The sequence below is a fragment of the Leptothoe kymatousa TAU-MAC 1615 genome (genome assembly GCF_018739865.1).
In the GTDB taxonomy this organism is placed as follows: domain Bacteria; phylum Cyanobacteriota; class Cyanobacteriia; order Phormidesmidales; family Phormidesmidaceae; genus Leptothoe; species Leptothoe kymatousa.
In genome coordinates, this window is record NZ_JADOER010000005.1 from 16225 (window position 1) to 29228 (window position 13004).

Consider the following 13004-nt stretch of genomic DNA (forward strand, 5'->3'; position numbering starts at 1 on the left):
TAGACTATCATCGTCAGCTAGTTTTCCAGCATGCCCCCCAACTCAATAATTCATACCAATACCATCTATATCTTTATCTGAACCTTGGGCCAAAGCTGCAAATGCCCCCGCCGAACTGCTCCCATGGTAAGTACAAATGCTTACTCCTAAGCTCTGGCGCCACAAGGCTTTAGGCATCTTACCGGGGGATCGCTGAGCGGCTAATACCTCGTTTCCATTGGGTGTATCTACGCTGAATCCACCGCACCGCGTATTTTACACAGCAAGAAAGTTGCCCCCTTGGTCTGATATTCTGAAGCTATCAAAGGCGCTCAAATAATCTTAATACCGCTACTAATTTTTGAAGATAATTCTGGGCAGCGGCCATGGGATTTGGCAGTGCTCCCCAGAGCTATCTCCAGAAAAGCAGCGGCATCGTCTTGGTAACAGCAGGCAGTTTGGAGGAAATACGCAGTGGAAAGTACCCTCGGATTAGAAATTATTGAAGTCGTTGAGCAGGCTGCGATCGCATCTGCTCGCTGGATGGGTAAGGGCGAGAAGGACATTGCTGACGAAGTGGCTGTAGAAGCCATGCGTGAGCGCATGAACAAGATTCACATGCGCGGCAAAATCGTCATCGGCGAAGGTGAGCGCGACGACGCTCCCATGCTTTACATCGGTGAAGAAGTGGGTATTTGCACCCAGCCCGATGCCGAAAAGGTTTGCAACCCCGAAGAGCTAATCGAAATCGACATCGCCGTTGACCCCTGTGAAGGTACTAACCTTTGCGCCTATGGTCAGCCCGGTTCCATGGCTGTATTGGCTATCTCCGAAAAAGGCGGCCTCTTTGAAGCACCTGACTTCTACATGAAGAAGCTGGCTGCTCCCCCGGCGGCAAAAGGCAAGGTAGACATCAACAAGTCTGCCACTGAGAACCTAAAGATCTTGGCTGATTGCCTAGACCGCGCCATCGACGAGCTTGTCGTTGTGGTTATGAAGCGTGAGCGCCACAACGACCTGATCAAGGAAATCCGTGATGCCGGTGCCCGCGTTCGTCTAATCAGCGACGGTGACGTATCCGCTGCTATTTCCTGTGGCTTCTCCGGGACTAACACCCACGCCCTCATGGGTATTGGTGCAGCACCCGAGGGTGTCATTTCCGCTGCTGCCATGCGCTGCTTGGGCGGTCACTTCCAGGGTCAGCTAATCTACGATCCCGCCATCGTAAAAACTGGCCTTATCGGTGAGAGCAAGGAAGCTAACCTAGAGCGTCTAACCTCCATGGGTATCACCGATCCCGACAAGGTTTACACCGCTGAAGAGCTAGCCTGTGGCGAAACTGTTCTATTCGCTGGCTGTGGCATCACTCCTGGCCTACTTATGAACGGCGTTCGCTTCTTCAAGGGCGGCGCTCGGACCCAGTCTTTGGTTATCTCCAACCAGTCCAAGACTGCCCGCTTTGTGGATACTATCCACATGAAAGGCAACCCCAGCTACGTTTCCTTGAAGTAACCTTTAGACTCAAGGGTCCCCTCCTGGGAGGGGCAGTGGGGTAGGCAACGAACTAGGTCCCCTCCTGGGAGGGGCAGTGGGGTGGGTTTCGACACCTATGAGGCTGTATCGGCTAACCCACCCCGCCTTCGGCACCCCTCCAAGGAGGGGAAACCCACCCCGCCTTCGGCACCCCTCCAAGGAGGGGATTATTCAGAAATATCTTCTGCAAAGAACACTCTGGCTGTTGACAAATGGCCAGGGTGTTCTTGTGTATATGTGTCATTTGGTAACGGTTGGCACCGTTTGATGGACTTTTGTTGAGAAACCTTGAGTTGGGATAGGTTTTTCTCTAAGTTTCAATAGGGAGCGGCAACTGGCGCGGTATCGCTAGAATGCTGACTCCATCACTGTTAAAGCCAATCAATAATGCGATCGTCCGGCATGTCGGGCTTTTAAGAAAGGATTTTTTTGGGAGGAAGAATGAATATTGCCGTTATTGGTCTTAGCCATAAGACTGCACCGGTCGAGGTTCGGGAAAAGCTCAGCATCCCCACACCAAAGATTGAGGGTGCGATCGCAAGACTTACCAGCTATCCCCACGTCAAGGAAGTCTCTATCCTCAGCACCTGCAACCGCCTCGAGCTCCACGTAGTCATCAGCGACACCGAGAACGGAATTCGTGAAGTCACCCAGTTTTTAGCTGAGTACAGCGACCTCCCCGTAGAAGAGCTGCGTCCCCACCTATTCATCCTGGTGCAGCAAGATGCCATCATGCACCTCCTACGCGTTTCCTCCGGTCTAGACAGTCTGGTCCTAGGCGAAGGCCAAATTTTGGCCCAGGTAAAACACTCCCTGGCAAAAAGCCAAAAGTACAAAGGCGTTGGCCGCATTCTTAGCCGCCTCTTTAAGGATGCCATTAAAACCGGTAAACGGGTACGCACCGAAACCAGCATTGGTACCGGTGCCGTCTCCGTCAGTTCCGCCGCCGCCGAGCTAGCCCAGATGAAGGTAGCCGACTTTACCAACTGCCACATCACCATCATTGGTGCCGGCAAAATGGGTCGCCTGCTAGTCAAGCACCTCGTTTCTAAGCGGGCCGTTAACATTACGTTACTAAACCGCAGCATCCAGCGAGCCGACGACCTAGCCGCAGAATATAGCCACGTAGACATCAAAACCGGCACCATGGAAAAAATGGATGCCGCCGTCACCAAGGCCGACATCGTCTTCACCTGCACCTCCTCCGAAGAGCCCGTACTGCACAAAGACAACGTGGAGCCTTGCCTGGCCGGTCGTCCCCTTAGCCTGTTCGACATCTCCGTGCCCCGTAACGTGCACAAAAACGTTGATGAGCTAGACGGTGTGAAGTCCTACACCGTAGATGACCTCAAGGAAGTGGTGGCCAAGAACCAAGAAAGCCGTCGCCAAATGGCCCAAGAAGCCGAAGGCATCCTAGAGCAAGAACTCAAGCAGTTCGTCAAATGGTGGAAGTCCCTAGACACCGTAGCCACCATCAGCAGCCTACGCACTAAGGTAGAAGCCATCCGCGAGCAGGAGCTAGAAAAAGCCCTATCTCGTCTCGGTGCAGACTTCTCCGATAAGCACCGCAGTGTCGTAGAAGCCCTATCCCGCGGCATCGTAAACAAGATTCTCCACGACCCCATGACCCAGCTACGGGCCCAGGAAGATGCAGAATCCCGGAAGCAAGCCATGGAAACGCTACAGGTACTGTTCAACCTAGAAGAAAAAAGAGCAGCGGCAGCGGCGGCCAAGAAAAAGAAGTAGCCCCAAACCCTTTAGTCAATTCCTCTGCAATTAAAATAAGGGAGCTAAGCTAGCGCTTGGCCCCTTTTTTTTGCTTTTTTGCTGCGATCCATGCGACCCAACCCACTCCGCCGTCTCCTCCCACTCCTACTCCTCGTCTTCACCCTCGGCTGCAGCCAGGCTGATGTCGCCACCACCAACGGCAACTACAGCTACAAACAGCCCAGCGGCGACGGCATCGGCAAAGTCTACATGGGGCGCGAAATCTCCCAGGTCATGGGCCACCAAGGAGCCTACTGGCTAGAGCGACCCAGCCGCGAAGCCGAAGAACGCCCCGACATGGCCATAGATGCCCTTGGCCTCAACCCCACCGATACCGTAGCCGACATCGGCGCAGGCACCGGCTACATGAGTTTTCGCATGGCCCGCAAAGTGCCCGACGGTCAGGTGCTAGCGGTGGATCTACAACCAGAAATGATCCAGCTATTAACGGCAGAAAAAACCGAACAAAACATCACCAATGTGACGCCCATTCAGGCCACAGAAGATAATCCCCACTTGCCCACCGCAAACGTAGACCTAGCGCTGATGGTCGATGCTTACCACGAATTTGAGGCCCCCTGGGAAGTAATGACCGGGGTCGTAGACGCCCTAAAGCCCGGTGGTCGTGTCGTCTTAGCAGAATACCGAGCCGAGAATCCACTCATTATGATCAAGCGGCTGCACAAAATGAGCCAGAAACAAGTCAAAAAAGAAATGGCCGCCGTGGGCTTAACCTGGGTCAAAACCGATGATCGCCTGCCCCAACAGCATTTACTCTTTTTTGAAAAAGCGGCTTGACCCCATTGGCGGTACCTGCGCCTAGCAAGTGGGTGCCGCCCCAAAATATGACCGACCCTATACCGAAACCATTATGAATTCAGAGCGCACGTTTAACCTAGGATTTTGCTCATTGCGGTTCGACAATCAGGTCATTGACCGTATGCTCAGCTACCTGAATATTCCTTATCATTCTCACTTAATCAAAAACATCACCCCAGAATCAACCCGCGACATCGATACCCTATTCGCCCTAAACCCAACATTTGATGACGAACAGCTAGAACATTTTCTCAGCCACCTTGACCAAGGCGGCACAGCCGTTATCTTAATTTGCTTAGATCTTCCCTCCCATCTAGGCAGCAAAAACTGTTTGCAACGTCTCGGGCTCAGCCTCAAACAAGTCACCCCCAAGAAACTGATATCCTTTCGTTACACAGAAGCCTATCCAGTCGCATATCAACGGGGCACCACGGCCCAGGTAAACTTACCCAACAAAAAGCCCATGGCTAATTTTGTATTTAGCCACCACGCAGGCCTCGAACATAGTCCCCTGATCAACATGCCCACACTCTTTTCCCAGAACCACGTCGCCGTCAATGTGAGCTACGGGCAGGGCAGCGTTGTGGTCATGGACTCAGCAGGCCTGCCAGAAGATCGCGCCGATATTGTTGGCCACCTACTCAAAACAGCAAAGAAAGAACACTATTCCCCCATTGAAAAAACCACCAGCGACGTCAAAGCCATGCTAAAAGTCGCCATCCAGGACGCATTCGAAATATACGAAGAAATTCCCCTTAAAATCCTCTGCCACAAAGCACAGATCGACCCGTCAGAGGATCTTGTTCTTTATACAATGCTGGAAGATCTGATTCGCAATGGCGAGATTCAGGCACGCATTCGAGGACAGTATATTATCAAAGCCTAAAGCCCACACACAGTCGCAGCAGCCTTGCATCTCAGCACCAAGGCCAGACAATCAAGACCCACGACGGACACCAGGGCTTTCCAAATATTCCAGCATTACTTATGCTACAAACACTGTGCACAGCTAGGGGCCACCCATGCTAGAAACCATTCGCCCGCTCAATCAGCTACCGTCGCCCAAAGCTAATTTTCTATTGGGGCACTCCAGCTACTTTTCCAAAGACCCCCTACAGTTTCTGTGCGACTGCCAACAACAATATGACGGCATTATCCCCCTACGGTTAGGCTTTTCCCAAGCCTGTTTTATTGCCGACCCTAGTTTAATCCTGGAAGTCCTACGGGAACGCACGGTCTTTACCAAAGGGACTCCCGGCTGGGAATCGATTCGCACCCTGGTGGGTAGGGGGCTATTGGGCAGCGATGGAGACTTTTGGGCCAGGCAGCGGCAGTTAACCCAGCCAATTTTTCACCAACAGCGCATTGTTGCCTATAGCGACCTGATGGTAAAGGCAACAGAAAAACTGCTGACCGAGTGGCAGGATGGCGCTACCCGCGATGTGCATGAAGATATGATGCACCTTACCCTGGATGTGGTGATGCAAACTCTCCTAGGTATCGACATCGAAGGGCAAGCGGCACAAGCCATTTCCCATGCGCTGGACCTCAGTATGGAATGGTTTTCCCAACAGCAAAAGCAAGGTTTTTTACTACCCAACAACTTTCCATTTCCCCTGACACGTCGATACTTTTCTGCCCTTCGGGAAATGGATGCGTTTATTTATGAATTAATCCAGCAGCGGCGATCTAGCCAGGAAGATACGGGCGATTTGCTGTCTATGCTGTTGCAGGTGAAGGATGAGGATGGCAGCCAGATGAGCGACCGGCAACTGCGGGATGAGCTGGCCACACTGGTCTTAGCAGGCCATGAGACCACGGCGAATGCCTTGGCCTGGACGTGGATGTTGCTGGCGCAGAACCCAGACGCGGAGGCTAAACTACACGAGGAACTGGATAGGGTGTTGCAGGGGCGATCTCCCACCATGGCCGACATTGCCCATCTAACCTTTACGCAAAATGTGTTGAAAGAATCCATGCGGCTCTATCCACCGGTTGTGCTGATTGCGCGTTCTGCGGATCGGGATTATGTTTTGGATGGGTGTGAGATTCCTGAAAAATGTATTGTGTTGATTAGCCCTTGGGTGATGCAGCGCAGTGAGCAATACTTTGAGCAACCCTTAGCCTTTAAGCCGGAGCGCTGGGAAAACAATTTGGAAAAGCAGCTCCCGAAGGGGGTGTATATTCCCTTTGGTGAGGGGCCACGGATCTGTATTGGCAAGGGCTTTGCACAAATGGAGGCGACGTTACTTTTAGCGACTCTGGCACAGCAGTATCAGCTACGGCTGATGTCTGAGCAACCGGTTGAGGCATTGCCATCAATTACCCTAAGGCCCAAACATGGCTTACTGGCCACTTTACATAAACGAATGAACTTATCCCAATAGGTTATTTTTCTTAGAGTGCAACCGCACTAGCCACAGTAGTCCTTTGAGCTATCAAGAATAAAAGCTTCAGACGATTTTCTTGATTGAATTCAAGCAATTAATCACAACAAAAATATGACCAAAGATAGTCATACAGAAAAATCCGCACTTCGAACATTTAGGCAACGAAGACTGTTCGGGTTACTAATAATTAGCATAAGTACTTTACTTATTGTTATCCGGCGTCAAATTGAATCAACCTGGGTATTTTCCAATCAAGTTTTCGGACCTTTTTTACCGATATTTTTCTCATCTTACCCTACGCATTAATTCTTCTGGGTCTTCTCCTATATTTCAAAACAGAACAAACAGGAGCAAAATTAGAAGAACAAGCATATATCTTAGCTCAACAGAAACACAAAGAAGAACCCAATAAAGCCAAACCTGTGTGGGATATGGCTCAAATTACACTTGAGAATTACTTTAGGCGAAACCTCGGTCAAATACGTTGGATATTCTGGCTTAGTGTCATCGTGATGAGCTTTGGTTTTTTGCTGATTCTTTATGGTGTTGCACTAGGCTATCAAAATCCCAGTGAAAACTGGATTATCGCTGCTATCGGAGGCATATCTGGCATTATCACAGAGTTTATTGGTGCAACATTCTTGTTTGTTTACAAATCAAGTATCGCTCAAGCGGACAAGTATGCAGCAATTTTAGAAAGAATGAACTTTGTTGGAATGGCAATGCAAATGCTAGATAGCATTGCGGAAGCCCCTCAGAGTGACAGGTCTTCAACGGTTAATGCAGCAGAGTCTCTACAGAACGCTAAAATTGAAATGGCTAAGGTTTTATTAGAGAAGTTAGGTAATGACCAACCATAGGATATTCCGTGAGTAAGCCGTCTAAGTCACGCTGATTGTAGGCAAATTGAATCTTTCTCCATAATCCCTTCATGACCAAAGTCAAACAAAGCTCATACCCAAGTCCATAATGATTATGATTGACCTATAGGTCCGGGGAAGATTTAGCCATGACACAGACTTCCATACACGCAACTCCCCCCACTGGTCTATCCCCCAAACGCTGGACCGTTGACGAATACCACCAAATCCTTTCCTCTGGCATCATCACACCAGAGACCCCAGTAGAACTGATCAACGGACAGATTATCGAAAGGGTTCCCCTGCAACCGCCCCATGCAGCCACCACCGACGAAGGCGGCGATTATCTAAAAACCCTTTCGCAAGTAAAGCAAAGGTGCGTGTGCAACTACCCGTCACCCTACCGCCCCACTCCGAACCAGAACCTGATTTTGCCATCGTCAAAATCGACGCCACCTTATATAGAGATCGTCCCCCTGGTCCCAGTGACATTTATTTCATCATTGAAGTCGCCGACTCCACACTGCAAAAAGATCGCCAATATAAATCTGAGCTGTACGCTCAAGCAAGCATCCCCGAATACTGGATTATTAATCTGCAAAACAACCAGGTGATTATTTATCGCCAACTTCAAGACAACTGTTATCAGACAGAACAAATATTTAAAGCTTCCGACAAAGTTCAGCCCCTAGCATTTCCAGCTCTAACCGTTGACCTGAAAAAACTATTGATTCTTACAGGGTAAAGGCCATTAAACAGAATCTTGGACCATCGTTTGTGCCCAAAGTCTCACTGCACGAATTACCTGATTTTCACTTTGTGACTGTCGTTGTGTCAAAAATTCATTTAGCCGCGTCGCTGATACTAAGGGAAACGCAAAACTGTTATCTGATTCTACATGGTTTCCATTTTTCAACTGATAAATCACGAGGCCATTACGTTTCGTATAGCGCCAAACCTCAGCAATACCCAGGGCTTTATAAATCTCTAACCGCCGAGTTGAAGGACTGGTAATATCTACCTCAATCACTAAATCTGGGGGTAAATCAGCTGGGATATCAGGATCTAACCCTTCTAACTCCGCAGCATTCTGAATATAAAATCCAGTATCTGGTTCAGCCCCTTTCTCTAAGTCTTCTCGCTCTAACGTCGTGGAACCTACATTCACCACATCCAACCCCAGTTCTTCCGTCAGTGTGGTAACAATACGTGCCAACAACCGATTAATAATCTCATGCAGCTTAGATGGCATTTTGAGCGTTAAAGTCCCTTGGTTATAACTAATGCGAGTTGACCGATGATCGCCCATATCCACCAACATGGCACGATAGGTTTGCCAGCTGATGTTAGGTAAGACAACGAGTTGGGTCAGCTGCCCCTCCAAATGATCTAGGTCTAACTCACTAATCTGAGTCGAAATCATAACCATGGCCCAACCAACGTTATTCCTATTGTGATTGTATCGGACTTATCTAAGCAACGATCAGCATTCGGCCTTATCCTTGTAATGGTTTCATAGTTGGCGCTCTCGTGAAAGTTTGGATTGGTAAAACGCTGATTTTTATTGCGATCGCACATTCCATCATTGGTTGTATCCTGTATCGATCTGCTCTCAACCTTCTCATTAAAGACAGAGTATTTAACACAATCGCCCTCACCGGCAACCCAAATCGCTCATCGGCATTCTGGTTCCTTTACTCAGGATTCTTGCTACTGCTCATAGGCTACTTTGTAGACTATCTAGAACAACTAGAGTTAGACATTCCACTGCCCTGTGTCGCTATTCTCTCCAGCCTGGTTGCAATGGGGGTAATCGTCATGCCCGTCTCTGGGTTTTGGTTACTGATCGCCCCAATGGTGGGCTTAATTGTCCGCAAAATAAACTTTAAAGGCCGCAGTAGCTCGCAGTAGCCAGCCAGCCATTAAAATCGCAGGTCACCATAGAACACTTAGTCAACTAGCACACCCACGTTTATTGCAATCTTGCAATATTGTGTAGCCGATCGAGGTTGTATAAATATACTTTGGCTAGAGCATGACGTTTAGCCGATATTGCAAGATGAATACACCAAGGCAAAGGGCATTGCTAACCCGCACAATACCCTTCGTAGGGGCGCATAGCAATGCGCCCTTTCATCTAGACGTCAGCCCATCCAATGGGTCGCCCACTCTAAACTGGGGGCTATTCCGAAGGCCATGTGGATAAAAAGCCGTGCCGGTCACAATGCGGAATCTACGCAAGGACCTGTGTGGTTAAAGGCTAGCCAGCCTTCTCTAGGGCGAGCTGCATATTCCTACATCACTGCCTACCCATGGATCTAGCCCAATGACTGCAGGACAGCTACATCAAAGCCTCCAACTAAAGCGTCAAGAATATCAATATAACCACACCCATATTCCACCCATTGCCATGGTCGATACCCTGGCAGAGGAGGAAGAGTTTTCGCCTACCTGGCGGCTGATGGTCGCCAAGGTGGGCTTTGAGCTTTTAGTCAATACCATCATCGTTAATCGGGGTGATCGTGGTAAAGCTGGCGCGGCTGATGATGTTAAAGCTTTTCTGATCGAAACGTTTAAGGAAACCCTAGCAGAACGAAATCATTTATCTCGCCTGAAGGTGCTGTGGCAGGGGGCTAAGTTTATTCCTAAAATCTTGTTCGGCAGGCTATCGACAAATGCAGAAGAACTTGAAGAGTTAATCACGGACATTATTAAAAGTGTTAGCGGTGAATTTTTGCAAGAATTTGCGGCGAATGTGCAACAAAAGCTGAAGGTGGATTCTCCGAAAGGTAGGGGAGATGATCTAAAAGACTTTCAGGCGCTGTTTCAAACCATTGATCTACCGGAGTTTGCCTACACCTACGAAACCGATGAGGTGTTTGCATCGATGCGGGTGGCTGGCCCAAATCCGGTGATGATTCAACGGTTAACGACCCCCCAGGCAAATTTTCCCATCACTGAAGCCCATTACCAGAGGGTGATGGGCGACCAGGACTCATTCACACAAGCATTAAACGACGGACGGCTGTACATTGCAGACTATGGGATTTTAGCAACCGCCATCGATGGTTCTTTCCCCGGCAGGCAAAAGTATCTCTATGCGCCCATTGCGTTGTTTGCGGTACCCATCAACGGCGATCGGCGGTTGCGGCCTGTGGCCATCCAGGCTGGCCAAAACCCACAAGACCATAACCTGATTACGCCTACGTCAAATTCCTATGCCTGGCTGTGCGCCAAGACGCTGGTACAGATAGCCGATGCCAATGTCCATGAGGCGGTTACCCATTTGGCTCGCACCCATTTGTTTATTGGGCCATTTGCGATCGCAACCCACCGCCAACTCCTCGACAATCATCCTGTCAGCCTGCTCCTCAGGCCCCACTTCCAAGGTATGCTGGCCATCAACAATGCCGCCCAAGATAAGCTAATCGCACCGAGGGGCGGCGTCAACAAAATTCTCTCCTGCACCATCGATTCATCGCGGGTCTTCGCCGTTCTCGGCGTACAAAGCTATGGCTTTAACTCCGCCATGCTGCCCACACAGCTACAACAACGGGGCGTTGACGATAGCCACTGCTTACCCAACTACCCCTACCGCGACGACGGCCTCCTCATTTGGGACGCTATCCACACCTGGGTGAGCGACTACCTCAAGGTTTACTACCCCAATGATGCCGCCGTACAACAAGATAGTAGCCTGCAAGCCTGGGCCCAAGAGCTTGTCTCCCACGACGGCGGGCGGGTGGTGGAGTTTGGCGAAACCAATGGCCAAATCCAAACGCTGAACTACCTAATCGACGCCATCACCCTGATTATTTTTACCGCCAGCGCCCAGCACGCGGCAGTGAACTTTCCCCAAAAAGACATCATGAGCTACGCCCCAGCCATGCCCACCGCTGGCTACGCCCCCCTACACAACCTGGGGGAACACACCACCAAAGAAGACTACTTCAGTTTGTTGCCCCCCCTGAGCCAGGCACAGGAACAGCTTAAACTACTCCATCTACTAGGCTCTACCCATTTCACCCAACTGGGCGAATATGGCCCAGGGTATTTCACCAATCCTGATGTGCAGGCTCCCCTGGGCCGTTTTCGCAACCGTTTAGACGAGATCACAGATACCATCCACGAACGCAATCGCAACCGCCCCCCCTACGATTATCTATTACCCAAAAACATTCCCCAGAGTATCAATATTTAATCCCTGCGCCCCTGATTTTTTGCCCCCTGCCCCCTCTCTTCCCACAAACAATGGATATCACTGAACTAAAACACAAGCTACTCAAGTCACATAACAGTCAGGTGAAGCTCTCCAAACGCTTGGCCAAGGTGGGCTACGATAGCAAAATGGGTAGGCTGCTACGCCTCAAGCCCTACTACAGCGAAGGCATTACCATGCTCAAAGCATGGCGAGACTTTCTATACATTCGCAAAGAGCACATTGGCAACACATTCTTTGCCGTTGACCATGCCATCATGCACACCGACCATGATCAGGTAAAAGACCTGATGCAGGTGGAACCTCAACTTCGGGGGAACGACCTCGGCATCATTCGCATTCTTTCGGATAGCTACATGTTGGGAAATCCCCTAAGTTTAGGGACCAATGGCCAACCCCACACAGGCATCCGCAAAATCTTTCATCAGGCACTGCCCGACCCCTGGCACCATGCGGAAGCCCTGGGCAACTATGTAGATGACTTTCTCACGGACCACACCCGCCTAGGCACTTTGCACATTGGCAACGACCTGCCCCGGTTTATGGTGAAGATTTTGCACCATCTCGTCTTTCGGCTCAATGTCTCAGAAGAAGAAGTGACTGGCTCCCGTGGGTACATCAAGGGGTTGCCCCTCGCCACCCTCCCCACATTCCTAAGTAAATATCTGCTCAGATTTAAGACCGGCCCTATTCTCAAGCATCGCAAAAGCCTCGTACAACAATATCAAGCCGCACCTACGTGGGCAGCCTATGCAGAAACCGGGAAACAGAATGGGTTAACCACCGCTGAAATCGCCAACGGGCTATTTGACATGATCCATATTGCCGGCACCGCTGGCACCAGTGCCCTCATGGGATCCGTCATCGGGGTTTTATGTCTCAATGACGCCCTCCGCCATGATGTCATCCAAGAGATTAATACCGTGTGGGACGGTTCCAAACCACCCAGCGGCGACAATCTACGCCAGGCCACTTTACTGCATAAGGTTGTTTTAGAAACCGCCCGCCTATACCCTCCAGTACGTTTCGTCAGTCAGCTAGCCACCCGCTCCGGCGACGTCACCGTCGGCGAAACCAAATGCCCATTTCAAAAGGGAACACGTCTACTAGGGTCAATCTTTACCGCCAACCGAGATAGTCAACGATATATCAATCCCGACGATTTTTCAGTTGACCGAGACTTTTCAGATTTACTGTCCTGGAATGGCCACGACCATGAGCGCGTTTGCCCAGGTCAGGCGCTTTCCATTGAACTCATCAAGGTATTTTGCATGTATCTCTTTACCCGATATCAATGGCGACAAATTACCGAAGTGAAATGGGATTTTGAAAAAGTAACAGCAGTTACCCCCAATGAGCTAGAACTGCAAGGATTTGCGAAACAGGTTTAACCATGGCTGTAGTAGGAGTAGTAGAAGTAATAGGGGCACAGCGTGC

Annotated in this window: 11 protein-coding genes; 10 read left to right on the top strand and 1 reads right to left on the bottom strand. The window is 50.1% G+C overall.

Annotated features, from left to right (window positions below; genetic code table 11):
- The first annotated feature begins 453 nt into the window (after window positions 1-453).
- From glpX to IXB28_RS07535, 7 genes are all read left to right on the top strand, one after another.
- Window positions 454-1491 carry a class II fructose-bisphosphatase gene (gene glpX, locus IXB28_RS07505; RefSeq protein WP_215617956.1) on the top strand — a complete coding sequence of 346 codons (1038 nt, stop codon included), beginning with the start codon at window positions 454-456 and terminating at the stop codon, window positions 1489-1491.
- A gap of 462 nt (window positions 1492-1953) precedes the next feature.
- Window positions 1954-3258 carry a glutamyl-tRNA reductase gene (locus tag IXB28_RS07510; RefSeq protein WP_215617957.1) on the top strand — a complete coding sequence of 435 codons (1305 nt, stop codon included), beginning with the start codon at window positions 1954-1956 and terminating at the stop codon, window positions 3256-3258.
- 90 nt (window positions 3259-3348) lie between these two features.
- On the top strand, window positions 3349-4077 hold the full coding sequence (locus IXB28_RS07515; protein ID WP_215617958.1) for a class I SAM-dependent methyltransferase: 729 nt from the start codon (window positions 3349-3351) through the stop codon (window positions 4075-4077).
- A gap of 28 nt (window positions 4078-4105) precedes the next feature.
- Window positions 4106-4984: a hypothetical protein gene (locus IXB28_RS07520; RefSeq protein WP_215617959.1), complete on the top strand. Its 879-nt coding sequence runs from the start codon at window positions 4106-4108 to the stop codon at window positions 4982-4984.
- Window positions 4985-5120: 136 nt separating this feature from the next.
- Window positions 5121-6485, top strand: coding sequence for a cytochrome P450 (locus IXB28_RS07525; RefSeq protein WP_215617960.1), 1365 nt, complete (start codon window positions 5121-5123; stop codon window positions 6483-6485).
- Window positions 6486-6919: 434 nt separating this feature from the next.
- Entirely contained in the window at window positions 6920-7348 is a 429-nt protein-coding gene (locus tag IXB28_RS07530) for a TRADD-N-associated membrane domain-containing protein (protein ID WP_215617961.1), read from the top strand.
- Window positions 7349-7730: 382 nt separating this feature from the next.
- On the top strand, window positions 7731-8093 hold the full coding sequence (locus tag IXB28_RS07535) for a Uma2 family endonuclease (RefSeq protein WP_215617962.1): 363 nt from the start codon (window positions 7731-7733) through the stop codon (window positions 8091-8093).
- Between the two features lie 6 nt (window positions 8094-8099).
- On the opposite strand, the gene IXB28_RS07540 is transcribed toward IXB28_RS07535, so the two are convergent.
- Complete coding sequence (locus tag IXB28_RS07540) at window positions 8100-8777, bottom strand: Uma2 family endonuclease (protein WP_215617963.1); 678 nt, start codon at window positions 8775-8777, stop codon at window positions 8100-8102.
- Window positions 8778-8878: 101 nt separating this feature from the next.
- Between IXB28_RS07540 and IXB28_RS07545 the strand changes: the two genes are divergently transcribed.
- The 3 genes from IXB28_RS07545 (at window position 8879) to IXB28_RS07555 (ending at window position 12958) form a co-directional block, all read left to right on the top strand.
- Complete coding sequence (locus tag IXB28_RS07545) at window positions 8879-9259, top strand: DUF6463 family protein (RefSeq protein ID WP_215617964.1); 381 nt, start codon at window positions 8879-8881, stop codon at window positions 9257-9259.
- A 415-nt stretch (window positions 9260-9674) separates the two neighbouring features.
- Complete coding sequence (locus tag IXB28_RS07550; RefSeq protein WP_215617965.1) at window positions 9675-11549, top strand: lipoxygenase family protein; 1875 nt, start codon at window positions 9675-9677, stop codon at window positions 11547-11549.
- A gap of 50 nt (window positions 11550-11599) precedes the next feature.
- On the top strand, window positions 11600-12958 hold the full coding sequence (locus IXB28_RS07555) for a cytochrome P450 (protein ID WP_215617966.1): 1359 nt from the start codon (window positions 11600-11602) through the stop codon (window positions 12956-12958).
- Window positions 12959-13004 lie beyond the last annotated feature (46 nt).

Bases quoted from the DNA above. Each gene is read 5' to 3' on its own strand.
- IXB28_RS07510 (WP_215617957.1), top strand. From the start codon at position 1,954: ATGAATATTGCCGTTATTGGTCTTAGCCATAAGACTGCACCGGTCGAG.
- IXB28_RS07515 (WP_215617958.1), top strand. From the start codon at position 3,349: ATGCGACCCAACCCACTCCGCCGTCTCCTCCCACTCCTACTCCTCGTC.
- IXB28_RS07550 (WP_215617965.1), top strand. From the start codon at position 9,675: ATGACTGCAGGACAGCTACATCAAAGCCTCCAACTAAAGCGTCAAGAA.
- IXB28_RS07530 (WP_215617961.1), top strand. From the start codon at position 6,920: ATGGCTCAAATTACACTTGAGAATTACTTTAGGCGAAACCTCGGTCAA.
- IXB28_RS07540 (WP_215617963.1), bottom strand. From the start codon at position 8,777: ATGGTTATGATTTCGACTCAGATTAGTGAGTTAGACCTAGATCATTTG.
- IXB28_RS07555 (WP_215617966.1), top strand. From the start codon at position 11,600: ATGGATATCACTGAACTAAAACACAAGCTACTCAAGTCACATAACAGT.
- IXB28_RS07525 (WP_215617960.1), top strand. From the start codon at position 5,121: ATGCTAGAAACCATTCGCCCGCTCAATCAGCTACCGTCGCCCAAAGCT.